A 17,885-nucleotide genomic window follows, 5' to 3' on the forward strand; every position below is an offset into this window, starting at 1 on the left:
GACAGTCGGGACGCACAGCGGTATGCTGGCCTAGTTGTGATACGTTCAATAAAACAACCCGAATTCGGCCCCGGGATGCCTCCATGACGATTATCGAAGCCCGTGCGGACTCCATCCATCACCGTGTTGAAGAATGGCTCAATAGTGTCACCCATGGCCTGGCAGCCATTCTCAGCGTGATTGGAACCATTGTCCTGGTGATGGCGGCAGGTCAGATGGGGGATGCGTGGAAGGTCACCAGCTTCAGTATCTTCGGCGCCACCCTTGTCCTGCTTTACCTCTCGTCCGCATTTTACCACGGCAGCAAGAACCCGAAGCTGAAGTCCGCCTTCAAGACACTGGACCACTGCGCCATCTTCCTGCTTATTGCCGGCACCTATACACCCTTCCTGCTGGTCAATATGAGGGGTACTGTCGGATGGACATTCTTCTCCATCATATGGTCCCTGGCCCTTACGGGCGTCATTCTGAAAGTGGTCTTCAGGCACCGGTTCCGGCTGGTTCGTGTGGGGATCTACCTTCTGATGGGCTGGCTGATCGTGTTCGCCTCAGCAGACCTGGTGAACAGCCTCAGTGAAACCGCGCTTCATCTCACCATTGCCGGCGGCCTGGTCTACACCGTCGGGGTGGTTTTCTACCTGCTGGACCGGACTCCTTACATGCATGCCATCTGGCACCTGTTCGTCGTCGGAGGCAGTGCCTGTCACTTCAGCGCGATTTATTTCGGTGTGCTGCCTCACGTGGCCTAGGGTCACTGCCGCTCAGCACCCCCATCAGTCTCAGAACGCCCAGACCATCGCCATCAGCACGCCCCAGGCCAACACCGAGGCAGCCATTACGGTATACGTGGCGGACATGGTTTCGATGTCGTTGTCGCCCCGGCCGCACAAAAACCGGATACCCTGATAGATCAGGGCGCAGGACAGGAACAAGCCGACAAAAACTGCCACCACGCTCACCGCCAGCACCGGCACCCAGAGCGCCAGTGACGACAGCCAGAGCGGCAGCGGGGCAACGGCCGCCAGCAGGTAGGCGTCCTGGTAACTGATGCTCAGCTTCTGGGCCTCCAGTACAGCCTGGATCAGCCAACCCATCACGAAGAAGGTCAGCAGCTCAGCAAGGAACAAAATGGTGGTAATCAGCCGCCACTCCTTATCGCCAAAGCCGGACATGAACGCATCGCCATACTGGGTGCCTGCGTAATACAGCATTACCGGCGGCAGGAAAGACATGGGCACAACCACGACCCAGGCCAGGAAGGGTATAGAGAAGTTCAGCCGCTTGAGTTCACGCCACCCCTCGCCATTGGCAAACGGCAAGCGCATAAGGTTGCTGATGTTCATGATACGACCTCCTGCATCCACAAGCCGGCAGTTACCAGCCAGTGTCTGACAAAAATTATGATACATTTCATTTATTCTTTTAGGTTTGATCCATAAATCCGTCAAGGATCCGCAATGACTTCGGTCAAGACCACTGTTCAGGCGTTCTGGCTATTCTTCCCCGCAGCCGCCCTGTATGCGGCCCTGGCCGTGCCCCTGTCTGTCAGTGCGGTGGCCTCCGGGCGCGGATGGCCTCCGGGACTACTGGCCGCGGGGCACGGACATGAGCTGATCTTCGGTTTTGCACTGGTGCTGGTAGCGGGCTACACCCTCGGCCCGCAACCTCGCGCCCGGGTCCTGGCCCTTCTGGCACTGTGGCTGGCCGCCAGGCTGAGCTGGTTACTGGCACCTGATAGCTGGTACGCCGAGGTACTCAGTCCTGCCTTTGCCCTTGTTCTGGCCTGGTACGTGGTACCCCGGTTCAGTGCCGCGAAGAAGTGGCGCAATAAAACGGCGGCGCCGTTGATCCTGACGATCTGCCTGCTTGCGCCTGCATTCTGGCTCGCCAGTACGCTGAACTACCGGGGCGGGCCATTCGCACCCGATCCCTACCAATTGATGCAAACCGCGATCCTGGGCCTGCTACTGCTGATGACGTTTATCGGTGGCCGGCTGATCGCACCCGCCGTCGCCGGCACCCTGGAAAAAAAGGGGATTCCGCTAACAGCCCGTGTCCAGCCCAGGGTGGAAGCTGCACTGATCATTCTCCTGGGAGCAACCATCGTTCTCAGCCTTGCGGTTGTGCCGGACTGGCTCACCGGCCTGCCACTGCTGATGGTCGCCGGGCTGATCCTGGTACGCATCGTGCGCTGGAAGATCTGGCACTGCCCGGAACGTCCCGACCTGCTAATGCTGGCCACTGGCTACGGCTGGCTCGCGGCCGGCAGTGCCATAACCGCCTGGCACCTGCTGGCAGGAAAGCCGGCAGCACCCGCGTTGCACCTGATCACGGTAGGGGCCCTGGGCACCCTGTCTACTGGCGTCATGCTGCGCCTGGCGTGGCAACGGGCCTACCGCCGCTTCCCCCCCACATGGCAGGCACTGGCAGTCGGCCTGCTTACCTCGGCTGCAGCCATTACCCGCTACCTCGCGGGCTCGACGCCGTTTGCCGAGCCTGCCCTGCTCTGGTCTTCCGCTGGCCTTTGGAGCCTTGCCTACCTGATCGTGGCCGGTCAGCTGATAATGCTCTGGCTGCACGGAACCAGGGGTCGGAAATGATTGGCTACCTCTATTTCCCTCTCTGGCCAGCGCATTACCCAGTTGGTAATACCACCGGACTAACCTACTGTTTTTAAATCAATTAAACAAAAAGAAAAGCACCCCATTGAGGCCTCAAAAAACAGTCCCGGTCAGCGAACTTTGTCCTTGAGCAATATCAAGAATCATCCCCCGACGACCTTTGCACAATGCACGGGAGAAGCCTGAAATCCGGCGTTAGCGCCACCAGGCACGTTAACCGAGGGAGTCGAATCTATGGCCAAGACCAACGCAGACATCGAACACTGGGATGTCGAAAACGAAGAATTCTGGGAGCAGAAAGGCAAGCGCATTGCCTCCCGCAACCTGTGGATTTCCATCCCCAGCCTGCTGATGGGCTTCGCCATCTGGCTGATGTGGGGGATGATCACCACGCAGATGAAGAACCTGGGCTTTCCGTTCACGGTGGAACAGCTGTTCACCCTGACGGCCATTGCCGGCCTCGCCGGTGCGACCCTGCGCATACCGGCGTCGTTCATGATAAAGATTGCCGGCGGCCGCAACACGGTCTTCCTGACCACTGCATTGCTGATGATTCCGGCCCTGGGCACCGGCATCGCACTGATGAACCCCGATACCCCGTTCATCGTGTTCCAGGCCCTGGCCCTGCTCTCCGGTATCGGTGGCGGCAACTTTGCGTGCTCCATGAGCAATATCAGCGCCTTCTACCCCAAGAGCAAACAGGGCTACGGCCTGGGCATGAATGCCGGTCTGGGCAATTTCGGTGTTACCACCATGCAGATCCTGATCCCGCTGGTCATGACAGTGGGCATCTTCGGTGCACTGGCTGGTGATCCGATGCAGCTGCAAAACCCCAGCGGCACACTGATCGGTCGTATCGAGGCGGGCACAGACACCTGGATTCAGAACGCCGGCTTCATCTGGTTGATCTTCCTGATTCCCCTTGCCTTTGCCGGCTGGTTTGGCATGAACAACCTGAAAGTGGTCACGCCCAATCCGGGTAACCCGCTGTCAGCCTTCGGCAAGATTCTGGGGCTCTATGGTGTCGGCATACTGACCTCCCTTGCCGGTGTCTGGGCGCTTGGTGTCCTGAATATGTGGGTGGCCCTGCCGCTGACGATCATCCTGACCGTGGTATTGCTGCGCCTGATTCCGGGTGACATCAAACCCAACATCAAGAACCAGTTCGCCATCTTCGGCAACAAGCACACCTGGTCCATGACCGTGCTTTACATCCTCACCTTCGGCTCCTTTATCGGGTTCTCTGCCGCCTTGCCGCTGTCCATCAGCGTCATTTTCGGCAATATGATGGAAGTTGCCGCTGATGGCACCGTCAGCCGGGTAGTCAACCCGGATGCACCCAGCGCCCTGACCTGGGCCTGGATGGGACCGTTTGTAGGAGCGCTGATTCGTCCGGTGGGCGGCTGGATTTCAGACAAGATGGGCGGCTCCATCGTCACCCAGATCATCTCCGTGGTAATGGTTGTGGCTTCCGTTGCAACTGGTTATGTGATGATGCTGGCCTACAACTCCACCGACCCCAACAGCTACTTTGCGCTGTTCCTGATCCTGTTCATCGTGATGTTTGCCGCCAGCGGCATTGGTAACGGCTCCACCTTCCGCAGCATTGGTGTAATCTTCGATCAGCAGCAGAAGGGCCCGGTGCTGGGCTGGACCTCCGCCATCGCCGCCTACGGCGCCTTTATCGCACCGCGCGTCATGGGTCAGGAAATCCAGGCCGGCACACCGGAAGTCGCCATGTACGGGTTTGCTGTCTTCTACGCGCTCTGCCTGGTGGTGAACTGGTGGTTCTATCTGCGCAAGAATGCCTACATCAAGAATCCGTGACACCATAGTCTGATCCGCACCATTGGCCGGCCCCGCGGGGGCCGGCTTTTTTATGGCTGACAGCCCAGCACTTCACGGATTTCCTCAAGTCTTGCTGAAGGCTCCCCGGCGCTGGCCTGCAAGGCCAAATCCCTTACCGACTGCCCCTGCCTGTTGGTGAGGCTGGTATCCGCACCCGCCGATAACAGCAGCCTGACCATGTCAGGATTCCTGTTGCGTACGCCCCACATCAGGGCCGTCTGTCCGCTTTCCGTTTCCTGGATGTCGAGGTCAGCCCCCCGTTCTACCAGGATCTGCGCTGTCTCCAGGCGGTTATTCACGGCTGCACCCATCAGGGCGGTATAGCCGGACTTTTCCCGATGATTGATGTCAGCCCCCTGGTCCAGAAGTCTGACCAGGATGTCACTGTGCCCGCCTGCCGCAGCCCGCATCATGGCGGTCCATTGGCAGTCATCGCCTGCATCGACCCGGACATTCTGCTCCAGCAGGTATTCAACCCGTTCAAGGTCTCCTTCCTCTGCAGCGACGATCAGCTGGGTGCGTCCCCGGAGATCCCTCTGTTCATAATCCTCCCGTTCCTGGAAGAAAAGCCACAGTCCCGCCAGTACCAGCACGGCCGCCGCACCACCCAGGACACCTGCCCAACGCTCAAACCAGGCCAAGGTCACACCTCCCATAAGAATACCGTTGCCCCCTGCCAGCTTATCAGAACGACAAAAAAACCCGCCCGGATTACTCCGGGCGGGTTGCTCACCCCGGCAACGGGTCAGGTGGTCGCACTGACCTGACGACGGCGCTCTTCCTCCTCAATCTGCAGGTCCACCGAGGACACATGGTACTCGTCGGAGAAACCGCTTTCAGGCTCTTTCAGCCACATGATGCAAAGCAGCCAGCTGACAAACGCGCCGCCAGCGATGATGTAGAAGAACTGGGTCGGGGTAACGAAGGTGAAGATGGTGAGGTATACCACCGCACCTACGTTGCCATAGGCACCGGCCATGCCAGAAATCTGACCGGTCAGACGGCGTTTGATCGAAGGAATGATGCCAAAGGTGGCCCCTTCCGCGCCCTGCACAAAGAATGAGGTAAACACGGTGATCGCCACGGCAATAATCAGCGGCCAGTTGGAGTTCAGCAGTCCCATCAGCGCAAAGCCTACGGAGATACCGAACATGTAGCTGAGCATCACAAAACGGCGGTTACCCATGCGATCAGAGACCAGGCCACCCATCGGGCGGGCCACCAGGTTCACGAACGCAAACGAAGCGGCAATCAGGCCAGCTGCGGTGGCGCTGAGGCTCCAGGTTTCCTCGAAGAACATGGGCAGCATGGAAACCACGGCCAGCTCCGCGCCGAAGTTGGCGAAATAGGTGCTGTTGAGCGCCGCAACGCTGTTGAACGGGTATTTGTCATCCTCCGGTACGCCCTGTTTCAGAATCGGTATGTTGACCCTGAGTATCTGTATGACCTGGTAGCAGACGATGGCAACAATCACCGCATAGCACACGATGGCCCAGGTAGTGCTCAGGTAACCCATGTTCTGGATACGCCAGACCAGGATGCCCAGCACCCCTACCAGCGGGATGGTCCACAGGATCAGCTTGACCATGTCGCCCCAGCTGCTGACCTCCAGCGCAACGGCCTTGCGGGGTTTGCGGTGCACCGTGCCCTCGGGGCCGTCAGTGATGGCGAACCAGTAGTAGACACCGTAACCGGCCATGACAATGGCACTCTGGGCTATGGCCCACCGCCAGCCGTCTTCACCACCGTACATGTGCAATGCAATGGTGGGCAGGCTGATGGCGGCCGCTGCCGAGCCGAAGTTGCCCCAGCCGGCATAGAACCCTTCGGCAAAGCCGATGTCCTTGGGTTTGAACCACATGGCGGTCATGTGGATCCCCACCACGAAGCTTGCACCAATGGAGCTCAGCACCAGGCGGCTGACCAGCAGCTGTGTCATGGTATTACCGAAAGCAAACGCCAGTGCGGGGATGGACATCAGTACCATCAGCACCGAGAACACCCGGCGAGGACCAAAGCGGTCCAGCGCCATACCCACCACGATACGCGCCGGGATGGTCAGGGCCACGTTACAGATGGCGAACAGCCGCAGGTCATCCGCGGTCAGCCAGTCCACGCTCTTGAGCATGCTCGACGCCAGCGGCGCCATATTGAACCAGACATAGAAGGTGATAAAGAATGCAATCCAGGTCAGGTGCAGTGCCCTCACCTCGGGATTGCGGACGCGGAACACGTCAGCGACTTTCATGGCAGCCTCCTTGGGCTATCAACTCGTAAAAGCGACCGCACTCAGCGGCTGGGGAGAATCAGCAACGGGCACTGGACGCGGCGTGCGAGGAAGGAACTCACACTGCCGAAGGTCATGTAATCCAGTTCGTCGACGAAATAAGTCAGGGAGCGTGCGATAAAGCCGCCGTCGGGCTCATGGCTGTGGCGGGCAATAACGAGCATATCCGGCTGGAACTTCTTTTCGGTGGCGTAAAGCAGCATCTTGCGGGGATCACCCTCGAGCATCAGGCTTTCGCAGGTCACTTCTTCCTTCTCACAGACCGCGAGTGCTTCTCTAAGATGCTGTTTGAGTTCGTCCACTTCCTGCTGGAACAGGTCTTCGTTGCCTGAGGTAATGTCCCGGGGATTTTCCGCAACGGCCACCAGGATGAGGTGAGGCCTTAGCTCCCGGAACATGGTGATGGTCTGGGCAAGGGCCAGCCTGGCATTCCTGGATCCATCGTAGGCGAGCATGATTTTCATGGGGTTCTCCTGATAAGCGCATCAACCGCCCCTCAGGCGGCCTATTGATATCGATCAGCATTACCCCACACCCGGGTCACCTCGTTACTTGACTTACATCAACGACTTACCCGCGTACCCCACCAGAGAAACCGGGCATCTACCCCCCTCAGCTGAACGGGAGGGCATTTCCATACCCCTACTCATCCTGAAGGGGGTACCTCCAATGCCCCGCCAGCGAAAACCCTGTCTTTGATAAGGTTAAAAGGTCTGATATGCAGGAATGGAGAACAGCCATGACGACCAGTCCCACAAGGTCCCAGCAGTACCGGGCGCTGGGGTTATCGACCTTTTCGTTCACCCTGTGCTTCGCGGTATGGACCATCTTCTCCATCATCGGCATCCGTATTGCCGAAGACCTGGCCCTGTCGGATACCCAGCTTGGCCTGCTGATGGCCACACCAATCCTGACCGGCTCCATCAGCCGGCTCTTCCTGGGCATCTGGACCGACCGTTATGGCGGGCGCTGGGTGTTCGGCATCCTGATGATTACCACGGCCCTGTGCGTTTATCTGCTGACCTTCGCAACCACCTACCCCATGCTGCTGGTAGGCGCTCTGGGCGTTGGCCTGGCAGGCGGCTCCTTTATTGTCGGGGTGGCCTATACCGCCGCCTGGTTCGAGCCCGGGCGTCAGGGTACGGCGCTGGGCATTTTCGGCGCGGGTAACGTGGGGTCTGCGGTAACCAACTTCGGTGCTCCCTTCCTGCTGGTGGCGTTCGGCTGGGAGCAGACCGCCCAGATATACGCTACCGTGCTCGCCGTCATGGGCGTGGTATTTCTCCTTGTGGCCAGGGAGGACCCCATGGCGCAGGAGCGTGGTGGCGAGAAGGCAAAGTCCTTCATGGAACAGATGGAGCCCCTGAAAGAACTGAGGGTGTGGCGCTTTGCGCTCTATTATTTCTTTGTTTTCGGTGCGTTTGTGGCACTAGCCCTGTGGCTGCCGCACTACCTGATTGGCGTCTACGGCCTGGAAATCCGGACAGCCGGCATGATCGCTGCCCTCTATACCATCCCGGCATCCCTCTTCCGGATTCTTGGTGGCTGGATGTCTGACCGCTTTGGCGCACGGCGGGTAATGTACTGGACGTTCATCGCGTCAGTGGTCTGCACGTTCCTGCTCAGCTATCCACCCACCGAGTACATCATTCACGGTATCGACGGCGATATCCGCTTCACACTGGACATGACCCTGCCCATGTTCATCGTGCTGATCTTCACCCTGGGCTTCTTCATGTCACTGGGCAAGGCAGCCGTGTACAAGCATATCCCGGTCTACTACCCGCTTCACGTCGGCGCCGTTGGCGGCGTCGTGGGCATGATTGGTGGCCTTGGCGGTTTTATCCTGCCACTCACCTTTGGCGTCCTGAATGACCTGACCGGCATCTGGCAAAGCTGCTTCATGCTGATGTTCGTGATCGTGGCCGCTGCCCTGATCTGGATGCACTACGCCATTCGCACAGCCGAACGCGAGGAGTGGGCAGCCCACAAGGAACAGACGGATCTTCCCGAGCTGTCCGCCCCACACCTTTTCTACCCACTTAACCGGACACACCAGCAGACCGGCACTAACCCGCCACCGCCTCGGGATTAACCCCCATGCTCCGAAAGCCCCCGATTCCCGGGGGCTTTTTCGTTTCAGGCGGAAAACGCCGCGACGCAATGCGCTGATTTAATCCGGCAGGCCTATACCCCATCCGGCACTGGCATTAGAATCGCCGCGTCCTGTCCACCTGGAGCCGTTGTTATGTCCGCCGAGCTGAGCCCCATGTCCGGGTTGCACCAGTTGCGCCGTATTGAATCCAGCAAGATCTTCCAGGGCGCGGTGATCGCCATCATCATCCTGTCCGCCCTCACCATTGGCGCCAGACCTACGACCTGCCCCCCCTGGTAGAGAGCAGCCTGACGGTAATGGACAATGCCATTACAGTGTTCTTCCTGATCGAGATCCTGTTCCGGTTCGCTGCCTGTCCCAACAAGAAGCGTTTCCTGCTGGACGGCTGGAACCTGTTCGACACCCTGGTGGTGGTTGGCAGCCTGATCCCCCTGAACAATGCCGAGGCGGTGCTGCTGGGTCGGCTGCTGCGGGTCTTCCGCGTGCTACGCCTGGTATCGGTGGTGCCGGAGTTGCGCTTCCTGATCAACTCCCTGCTCAAGGCCATCCCTCGCATGGGTTATATCGCCCTGCTGATGTTCATCATCTTCTACATCTACGCCGCCATGGGGTCCATGTTCTTTGCAAAGGTGGATGAAACCCTGTGGGGCGACGTGGCCATTGCCATGCTGACCCTCTTCCGGGTGGCAACCTTCGAGGACTGGACCGACGTGATGTACGCCACCATGGAGCAATACCCGCTCAGCTGGCTTTACTATCTGACGTTCATATTCCTTACCGCCTTCGTGTTCCTGAATATGATGATCGGGGCGATCCTGGAGGTGATGAGCGAGGAACAGAACAGAAAGGAAGCACAGAAGGCCCACGACGAACGGGACGAGATGGCGCGCCAGTTGACCGCCATCCAGAGCCAGCTTAACGATCTGTCCGACCAGTTAAGCCAGCACAGCCGCCGATGACAAGTCAGGCGCTTCCCCGGAGAAGGGAAGCGCCTGGCCCAGAAATCAGAAAGGCACGGCCTTGGACATGGCCAGATGGAAAATCAGTCCAATCTGCAGATAAGCCACGACAGCAGCCACTACCCGCACCGGCACACTGAATTTAGACTTGATGGCGAACACACCAGCGACGATATAACCAATCAGCAGGAACACCTTCCAGGTCAGCCAGTCATTGACGAACGGCATCCACGGTGTGACAAACAACAGGCTGATGCCCGCCACCAGCAGAACCGTGTCGTTGGCATGGGGGATCCAGCGCAGTGGCGTTGCCCGCCATCCCGGCTTGCCCACCAGGTCCAGCAACAGACGCAGGGAAAACAGCACAACCGTGAGGTAGGCGGTGGTCATATGAAGGTGTTTGAGTATTACGTACGCCATGTTTTCCTTTCCGATCCAGTGTGTTGGCCGCATTGTACGTGATACCGGCAACGATTACCTCCAAGCGGGTATAGTCACCGCAATGGCTCCGCGATAATATATACGCACGATACATGTTAAAGCGGAGGTCCGCCATGCAGGCCATATCCACACCCCACAGCGAGCGCAGCAGCGCCAGCGTGGCCCAGCTCTTTGCCTACCCTTTCCGCATCTTCTTTCTGTCCCTCACACTGCTGTCGCTGGTGGGCATCCCGCTGTGGGTGCTACAGGTAACTGGCACCATCCAGCTGCCCCTGGCCATGCCGGGCGTGCTTTGGCACCAGCATGAAATGCTGTTCGGTTTCCTGTCCGCCGCAATTGCCGGCTTCCTGCTGACCGCGGTGTGTGTCTGGACCGGCACCGAGCGTACCCACGGGATTCGGCTTCTATTGCTCTGGGGTGTCTGGGCGGCCGCCCGGGTATTGCTGACGGTTGGAGGTGACATGCCTTACTGGCTGGTGCAGGGGGTTAACCTGGCCTTCCTGCCCCTGGTGATGCTGGACGCCGGCTGGCGCATCTGGCATGCCCGCCAGAAACGGCAGCTGATGATCCTGGTGGTTCTGGGCCTGCTGTGGCTGATGCAGGTGGCGTTTGTAACCCGCCTGGACCCGGTTTACGCCTGGGGCGCACTGATCATGGGCCTGGCCCTGATCAGCATTATCGGCGGCCGCATCACCCCGGCGTTCACCACCGGCTGGCTCCGCCAGCGCGGGCTGGCAGCAGATCGCATCCGCGTTATTCCTGCCCTGGACATAGCCACTGTGTTTGCCATGGTGTTGCTGCTGGCGTCCATGGTAACCGGCTGGTCCATGGTCACTGCGGGACTCGCCATTATTGCCGCCATCCTGATGCTCACGCGCCTGTATCACTGGAAAGGCTGGCTGGCCAGGCAGGAACCACTGCTGTGGATTCTGCACCTGTCCATCCTCTGGGTGCCGGTTGCCCTGGTCCTGCTGGCAGGGCACCTTGCAGCAGGCTGGCCCGCGTCCGCCTGGACCCACGCCGCGGGTACCGGTGCCATTGCCTGCCTGATCCTCGGCGTTATCGCACGGGTTTCCCTGGGCCATACCGGCCGGCCGCTGGTGTTGCCACAGGGCATGGTGCTGGCCTTCGTCGCTATCCACCTGGCAGCTCTGGTACGGGTCATCACTGCGTTTCAGGGGCTGCCCTGGCACCTGGGTATCACCGCCAGCGGACTGCTGTGGGCACTGGCCTACGCAATCTTCCTTGCCCGCTACACCGGTGTGCTGGCACGTCCCAGGGCTGATGGAAAACCCGGCTGAACGCACGCCAACTGCCCTCGACTAAGATTCCTTTTAGCCTGCGTCATTTACCTCCAGAGCCCCCAACCACGGGCCCTGGAGGACACTCCAGCAACCAGCAGTCAAAAAACTACAACCATCGGTCAATAGATTTTTCCTGTGTAACCGGTAAAGTGTGGGTTACAGTCAGAAACGGAAACACCTGCACCCATGAAGCCAGACCATTTTGATAAAGCCGACCTGATCGAATGTGGCCATGGCCGCCTGTTCGAAGGTGACATGCGCCTGCCCATCGACGAAATGCTGATGGTGGACCGCATTACCCACATTAACGACAGTGATGGCGCCTACGGCAAGGGCAGCCTGATTGCCGAGCTCGACATCAATCCCGACCTGTGGTTCTTCAAGGTCCACTTTCAAGGTGACCCGGTGATGCCCGGGTGCCTGGGCCTCGATGCCATGTGGCAACTGGTTGGTTTCTTCCTTGCCTGGTCCGGTGGCCAGGGCAAGGGACGGGCCCTGGGAGCAGGAGAGGTCAAATTCTTTGGCCAGGTGCTGCCAGAGAACAAGCTGGTCCGGTATCATCTGGATATCAAGCGAATGGTCAATCGCAAACTGACCATGGCAATTGCCGATGCCCGCATGGAAGTCGACGGCCGTGAGATTTACACAGCCAAGGACCTGCGGGTTGGCCTGTTCACCTCAACAGACGATTTTTAGGAGCCCGGACCATGCGTCGAGTTGTCATTACCGGAATGGGCATTATTTCCAGCCTCGGTAACAGCAAAGAAGAAGTCACCCAATCACTGCGGGACGTCAAATCCGGCATCCATTTCAGCCAGGAAGCCGCGGACAATGGCCTGCGCAGCCACATCTGCGGCAATATCGATATCGACTACAAGTCGCTGATCGACCGCAAACTGCTGCGCTTCATGTGTCCGGCTTCCGCCTATGCCTACCTGGCCATGAAAGAAGCCATCGAGCAGTCTGGCCTGACTGATGAGCAGATCCGTGACAACAACACGGGCATCATCATGGGGACTGGCGGTGCGTCCACCCTGGAATTGATGGACTCCATTGATACCCATCGTGAGAAAGGTATTCGTCGTGTGGGCCCGTACCGGGTACCCCGCACCATGGGCAGCGCCATCAACGCGTCCCTGTCCACCGCTTTCGGCATCACTGGTGTCAACTACAGCATCACGTCAGCCTGTGCCACCAGCGCCCACTGCATCGGCCACTCCGCGGACCTGATCGCCATGGGTCGCCAGGACATCATGTTCGCCGGCGGCGGTGACGACGTCCACTGGAGCCTGAGCCTGCTGTTCGACGCCATGGGCGCGCTGTCTACCAAGTACAACGACACTCCGGAAAAGGCTTCCCGTACCTACGACGCCAACCGTGACGGTTTCGTGATCTCCGGCGGCGGCGGCGTGGTGGTCCTGGAAGAACTGGAGCACGCCAAGGCCCGCGGCGCCAACATCATCGCCGAACTGGTGGGCTTCGGTGCCACCTCCGACGGTGCTGACATGGTCGCGCCCAGCGGTGAAGGCGCGGTGCGCTGCATGCAGCAGGCCCTGAAGAACGTGGATGGCGAGATTTCCTACATCAACACCCACGGTACCTCCACCCCGGCCGGTGACATCACGGAACTCAAGGCGGTGAAGAACGTATTCGGTGACAAGATCCCGCCCCTGGGCTCCACCAAGCCCCTGACCGGTCACGCACTGGGTGCAGCTGGTGTTCACGAGGCGATCTACAGCCTGCTGATGCAGCAGAACAACTTCATCACCCCGTCTGCCAACATCGAGGAACTGGATGAAGGCGCGGAGGGTTACCCCATCGTCCGCGAGGTCCAGAACACCGAGATTCCGCTGGTAATGAGTAACAGCTTTGGCTTCGGCGGCACCAACGCCTCTCTGGTATTCAAGAAATATCAGGGCTGACCCTGGCTGGGGCCTCGTTCCCCAGCCCTGCTGGTTTGGTGCCAGGAGCGCCAGGCCGGTGACATTTTTCCGGACACGCCCCGCAAGTACGTCCATGTAGGGCTCGACGGCAGCCATCCCTGGCTGCCGACGGTCCGGAAAAACATCCCCAACCCGACGCTCGCGATCTTCACAGATATCGCTACAACCCAATCTCTAGCCCCCGAAACCCAGCTTTTATCACCCTTTTGGCGTTCTGAGTGCTAATGGAAACACCTCGTTACAGGTCAAGGGGAGTCAGACCGAGCGACATTATTTCGGGTAGCACTTTCGATGAAGGGCGGTCGACCTGGGGAGACTTTTCTGGACCGTCGAAAACCAGGGATGGTTTTCGTCGAGCCCTACAGGGATGTACTCGCGGGCGTGTCCAGAAAAGTCTCACCGGGTTGGGCGCCCCGCCCCGGGGCCACATTCATTCCACCGCCAATGGGCAATAATCAAAACTCAGCAGGCCGCCCGAAACTCAGCCGGCGACTTCCCCATCCAGCGCTTGAATGCCCGACTGAATGCACTCAGTTCCGAAAAGCCGAGCAACTCCGCTACCTCCGACAAGGTCCGGTCACGGTCATTCATATAGTTGAGCGCCTGCTCCCGCCGCACATCCTCCAGCAGGCCTGCAAACGTCAGGTTCTCTTCCTTGAGCTTCTTGTAGAGCGTGTGCCGGCTCATATTCAGCTCCGCTGCCACCTCTTCCACCTTTACCTTGCCCCTGGCCAGGTGCCGCGCAATCAGCGGACGTACCTGCCGGCTGAACGTAATCGACGGCAAAATCCGCGTCTGGATCAGTTGCCACAAACGTTGCATCTGTGAGGGTGACAGCCGGGACTCGGGCTCCTCCAGCTCATCCGCCGACAATCCCGCATAGCGGGCAAGCTCCCCCCGGGAAAAGCCTGACGACTGAAGAAACTGAACCATGGCGACCACCAACGTCCCCAAAGCATCCGATTTCATGAGCTGGAAACCCCTCTGTCTCTGTTGAGTAACTGACATTTTTGAGCGTACAGATGTTAGCTCAAAATTGTGAGGATGAACATTGAGTCGCGTCAATGCATCGTCCCCGCCTCTGCGGCAAACTGCACGCCCAACTGCAGAATCCCGGAAGTTTCAGTCCATGCATCAGCCAGAGCTCCTTGCCCCCGCAGGCACCCTTGACCATCTCCACGTTGCCCTTGCCTATGGCGCCGACGCCGTCTACGCCGGCCAGCCGCGCTATTCACTCAGGGTGCGCAACAACAGTTTCAAGGATGTAACAGCCCTGGCCCAGGGCATTGAAGAAACCCACCGCCAGGGGAAGCAGTTCTACCTGGTATCCAATATTTCGCCCCATAACAACAAGGTACGTTCTTACCTGCGGGACCTGGAGCCGGTAATCGAGCTGCAGCCGGACGCGCTGATCATGTCCGACCCGGGGCTGATCATGCTGGTGCGGGAGCGCTGGCCGGACCAGCCCATTCACCTGTCGGTGCAGGCCAACGCGGTAAACTGGGCGACTGTGGAGTTCTGGCGACGGCAGGGAATCAGCCGGGTCATCCTGTCCCGTGAGCTGGCACTGGACGAAATCCGCGAGATTCGCGAGCAGGTGCCAACCATGGAGCTGGAAGTTTTCGTCCACGGCGCCCTGTGCATGGCCTACTCTGGCCGCTGCCTGTTATCCGGCTATATGAACCACCGGGACGCCAACCAGGGCGCCTGCACCAACGCCTGCCGCTGGAACTACAAGCCGGTACAGCATGATCACGACCAGACGGGAGACCTGATCGCCACCTCCGCCGATAGCGTGGAGCAGGTTGAGCCAAAGGAAATCCTGCTGGAAGAGCCCAACCGTCCCGGTGGATTTATCCCCGCCTACGAGGACGAGCACGGCACCTATATCATGAACTCGAAGGACCTCCGGGCCGTACAGCATGTCGCCGAGCTGGTGAAAATGGGGGTTCACTCCCTGAAAATAGAGGGCCGCACCAAGAGTACCTACTACGTGGCGCGCACAACCGGCGTCTACCGCAGGGCCATTGACGAGGCGGTTGCCGGCAAGCCCTTTGACATGGCGATGATGGATGAGCTGGAAGCGCTCTCGAACCGGGGTTACACAGAAGGTTTCCTGCGTCGGCATGTTCCCCAGGAATACCAGACCTACGAACAGGGCTCGTCCTATCTGGGCACCCAGCAGGTGGTCGGCACCATCAGCGCACGTGAGGGCCAGTGGCTGACGGTGGAGGTAAAAAACCAGTTCCGCCCGGGAGACCAGCTTGAGCTGATCACCCCCGCAGGGAACGTGCGACTGACCACCGACAGGATGGAAACCACTGAGGGCCAGCCCCTCGAACGGGCGCCCGGCAGTGGCTACCGTGTCCGGATTCCGGTATCCGCCGCCCTTCCGGAGAACCTCGGTCACGCCTATCTGACCCGGGTTGATCGTCCGTAGAATCCACGAGAAGCCTGCTGAGCGAATGGGTTTTCGCCACGCGGCAAGTGCACTTCCCCCTATTACCCTGATAACCCCTGTCTTAGTGCCCGGACAGGGGTTTGGGGTATAATTCAGCCAGTCACGAAATAATACCTGACTAAAATACTCTGATATTGTACAATCGGTCATCAGAAATAGCAGGACAGCCTCATCCTGACGCTGCCAACCATTACCGGCGGCCAGTCATCCAACAAGCGATTGCAGGGCGTACTCACTGGATGAGCGACCACTGCAACAACCAGCACAGACGCACATGCCTCCCGGTAGCCGGCTGAACCCCGGGCTCCCGGTTGCAGGCAACACATAAGGGCCTCGCGGCCCACGATGAGAGAATTACGGAGCGACGATCATGGCGACCACCGACAAAGAGGTGAAAGAGCTGATCAAACGGGAATACGAACACGGCTTTGTGACCGAAATCGAAACCGATACGTTCGAACCCGGCCTGAACGAAGATGTCATCCGCCGCCTGTCAGAGATTAAACAGGAGCCGGAGTTCATGCTCGAATGGCGCCTGAAGGCCTACCGTCGCTGGCTGGAGATGGATGACCCCACCTGGGCGCACGTTGACTACCCGCGGGTGGACTACAACGCTATCTCCTACTACTCCGCGCCCAAGAAGAAAGAGGACATGCCCCAGTCCCTCGATGACGTGGATCCGGAGTTGCTGCGCACCTACGAGAAGCTGGGCATTCCCCTGCACGAGCGGGAGAAACTGGCGGGCGTTGCCGTGGATGCAGTTTTCGATTCTGTCTCCATTGGCACGACCTTCAAGGAGCAGCTGGCGGAAGCGGGCGTCATCTTCTGCCCGATTTCCGAGGCCGTACAGAAGTACCCGGAGCTGGTGGAGAAATATCTCGGTTCGGTGGTCCCGGCGGGGGATAATTTCTTTGCTGCCCTGAACTCCGCAGTCTTTTCCGACGGTTCCTTTGTCTATATTCCGAAGGGCGTTCGCTGTCCTCTGGAGCTGTCCACCTATTTCCGAATCAACGCAGCCAATACCGGTCAGTTCGAGCGCACGTTGATCGTTGCCGACGCCGGCAGTTATGTCAGTTACCTTGAGGGCTGTACCGCACCCATGCGGGACGAGAACCAGCTCCACGCTGCGGTGGTTGAGCTGGTCGCGCTGGACGATGCCCAGATCAAGTACTCCACTGTGCAGAACTGGTACCCCGGTGACGAACACGGCAAGGGCGGTATCTATAACTTTGTGACCAAGCGTGGCGCCTGTCAGGGCCGGAACTCGAAGATTTCCTGGACCCAGGTGGAAACCGGTTCTGCGGTCACCTGGAAGTATCCGAGCTGCATCCTGAAGGGTGACAACAGTGTCGGTGAGTTCTATTCGGTGGCGCTGACCCACAACTATCAGCAGGCCGACACTGGCACCAAGATGATTCACCTGGGCAAGAATACGACCAGTACGATTATTTCCAAGGGTATTTCTGCTGGTCGCAGCTCCAATGCTTACCGGGGCCTGGTGAAGTTCCAGCCCGGCGCGGAAAATGCCCGTAACTTTACCCAGTGTGACTCACTGCTGATCGGTGATCGCTGCGGCGCTCATACGTTCCCGTATATCGAGAGCCGGAACAAGTCGGCCATTGTGGAGCATGAGGCGACCACCTCGAAGGTGAGTGATGAGCAGATGTTCCTGTGCCGGCAGCGGGGGATTGATCCGGAACAGGCGGTTTCCATGATTGTGAACGGCTTCTGCAAGGAAGTGTTCAAGGAACTGCCGATGGAGTTTGCGGTTGAGGCTGGCAAGTTGCTTGAGGTCAGCCTTGAGGGGTCTGTTGGCTGACCTTTTTGAATTATTGTCCGCTGGCCTTGGTGGAAGGCCAGCGGGCGGGTAGGGTTTTCCGGGACACGCCGTGAATCCGTCCGTGG

General features: G+C 59.1%; 17 protein-coding genes. 11 read left to right on the forward strand and 6 right to left on the reverse strand.

Annotated elements, in window-relative coordinates:
- Window positions 1-83: 83 nt before the first annotated feature.
- Window positions 84-749: a PAQR family membrane homeostasis protein TrhA gene (gene trhA, locus LJ360_RS15740; protein WP_091850144.1), complete on the forward strand. Its 666-nt coding sequence runs from the start codon at window positions 84-86 to the stop codon at window positions 747-749.
- 30 nt (window positions 750-779) lie between these two features.
- Here trhA and LJ360_RS15745 read toward each other — a convergent pair whose 3' ends face one another.
- On the reverse strand, window positions 780-1,343 hold the full coding sequence (locus LJ360_RS15745) for a Yip1 family protein (protein ID WP_091850146.1): 564 nt from the start codon (window positions 1,341-1,343) through the stop codon (window positions 780-782).
- A 114-nt stretch (window positions 1,344-1,457) separates the two neighbouring features.
- Between LJ360_RS15745 and LJ360_RS15750 the strand changes: the two genes are divergently transcribed.
- Entirely contained in the window at window positions 1,458-2,600 is a 1,143-nt protein-coding gene (locus tag LJ360_RS15750) for an NnrS family protein (RefSeq protein ID WP_091850148.1), read from the forward strand.
- Between the two features lie 255 nt (window positions 2,601-2,855).
- Entirely contained in the window at window positions 2,856-4,448 is a 1,593-nt protein-coding gene (locus LJ360_RS15755) for an antiporter (protein ID WP_091850150.1), read from the forward strand.
- Between the two features lie 50 nt (window positions 4,449-4,498).
- Here the strand turns inward: LJ360_RS15755 and LJ360_RS15760 are convergent, their stop codons facing one another.
- The 3 genes from LJ360_RS15760 to LJ360_RS15770 form a co-directional block, all read right to left on the reverse strand.
- The gene (locus LJ360_RS15760; protein WP_245742530.1) at window positions 4,499-5,116 is read right to left on the reverse strand and encodes an ankyrin repeat domain-containing protein; all 618 of its coding nucleotides are present in this window, start codon (window positions 5,114-5,116) and stop codon (window positions 4,499-4,501) included.
- Between the two features lie 98 nt (window positions 5,117-5,214).
- Window positions 5,215-6,717, reverse strand: a complete 1,503-nt coding sequence (locus LJ360_RS15765; RefSeq protein ID WP_091850152.1) for an MFS transporter — start codon at window positions 6,715-6,717, stop codon at window positions 5,215-5,217.
- A gap of 41 nt (window positions 6,718-6,758) precedes the next feature.
- The gene (locus LJ360_RS15770) at window positions 6,759-7,220 is read right to left on the reverse strand and encodes a universal stress protein (RefSeq protein ID WP_091850154.1); all 462 of its coding nucleotides are present in this window, start codon (window positions 7,218-7,220) and stop codon (window positions 6,759-6,761) included.
- Window positions 7,221-7,495: 275 nt separating this feature from the next.
- Between LJ360_RS15770 and LJ360_RS15775 the strand changes: the two genes are divergently transcribed.
- From LJ360_RS15775 to LJ360_RS15785, 3 genes are all read left to right on the forward strand, one after another.
- Window positions 7,496-8,851, forward strand: coding sequence for an MFS transporter (locus LJ360_RS15775; RefSeq protein ID WP_091850156.1), 1,356 nt, complete (start codon window positions 7,496-7,498; stop codon window positions 8,849-8,851).
- Window positions 8,852-9,004: 153 nt separating this feature from the next.
- Window positions 9,005-9,151, forward strand: coding sequence for a hypothetical protein (locus tag LJ360_RS15780; RefSeq protein ID WP_264994453.1), 147 nt, complete (start codon window positions 9,005-9,007; stop codon window positions 9,149-9,151).
- Between the two features lie 17 nt (window positions 9,152-9,168).
- Entirely contained in the window at window positions 9,169-9,831 is a 663-nt protein-coding gene (locus tag LJ360_RS15785) for an ion transporter (protein WP_264994455.1), read from the forward strand.
- Window positions 9,832-9,876: 45 nt separating this feature from the next.
- Here LJ360_RS15785 and LJ360_RS15790 read toward each other — a convergent pair whose 3' ends face one another.
- Window positions 9,877-10,251 carry a SirB2 family protein gene (locus LJ360_RS15790; RefSeq protein WP_264994456.1) on the reverse strand — a complete coding sequence of 125 codons (375 nt, stop codon included), beginning with the start codon at window positions 10,249-10,251 and terminating at the stop codon, window positions 9,877-9,879.
- Between the two features lie 134 nt (window positions 10,252-10,385).
- On the opposite strand from LJ360_RS15790, the gene LJ360_RS15795 reads away from it, so the two are divergent.
- From LJ360_RS15795 to fabB, 3 genes are all read left to right on the forward strand, one after another.
- Entirely contained in the window at window positions 10,386-11,573 is a 1,188-nt protein-coding gene (locus tag LJ360_RS15795) for an NnrS family protein (protein WP_091850162.1), read from the forward strand.
- Window positions 11,574-11,762: 189 nt separating this feature from the next.
- Window positions 11,763-12,272 carry a bifunctional 3-hydroxydecanoyl-ACP dehydratase/trans-2-decenoyl-ACP isomerase gene (gene fabA, locus LJ360_RS15800; protein WP_091850164.1) on the forward strand — a complete coding sequence of 170 codons (510 nt, stop codon included), beginning with the start codon at window positions 11,763-11,765 and terminating at the stop codon, window positions 12,270-12,272.
- An 11-nt stretch (window positions 12,273-12,283) separates the two neighbouring features.
- Window positions 12,284-13,498 carry a beta-ketoacyl-ACP synthase I gene (fabB, locus tag LJ360_RS15805; protein WP_091850166.1) on the forward strand — a complete coding sequence of 405 codons (1,215 nt, stop codon included), beginning with the start codon at window positions 12,284-12,286 and terminating at the stop codon, window positions 13,496-13,498.
- Window positions 13,499-13,981: 483 nt separating this feature from the next.
- Here the strand turns inward: fabB and LJ360_RS15810 are convergent, their stop codons facing one another.
- A complete protein-coding gene (locus tag LJ360_RS15810; RefSeq protein WP_413774374.1) occupies window positions 13,982-14,488 on the reverse strand; it encodes a helix-turn-helix domain-containing protein in 507 nt (168 codons plus the stop codon).
- Window positions 14,489-14,648: 160 nt separating this feature from the next.
- On the opposite strand from LJ360_RS15810, the gene yegQ reads away from it, so the two are divergent.
- Both yegQ and sufB read left to right on the forward strand, forming a co-directional pair.
- A complete protein-coding gene (yegQ, locus tag LJ360_RS15815; protein WP_091850167.1) occupies window positions 14,649-15,959 on the forward strand; it encodes a tRNA 5-hydroxyuridine modification protein YegQ in 1,311 nt (436 codons plus the stop codon).
- A gap of 391 nt (window positions 15,960-16,350) precedes the next feature.
- Window positions 16,351-17,799 carry a Fe-S cluster assembly protein SufB gene (sufB, locus tag LJ360_RS15820; protein ID WP_264994459.1) on the forward strand — a complete coding sequence of 483 codons (1,449 nt, stop codon included), beginning with the start codon at window positions 16,351-16,353 and terminating at the stop codon, window positions 17,797-17,799.
- Window positions 17,800-17,885: the final 86 nt, after the last annotated feature.

Origin of the sequence: Marinobacter sp. AN1 (assembly GCF_026013985.1) — a bacterium.
GTDB lineage: Bacteria > Pseudomonadota > Gammaproteobacteria > Pseudomonadales > Oleiphilaceae > Marinobacter > Marinobacter segnicrescens.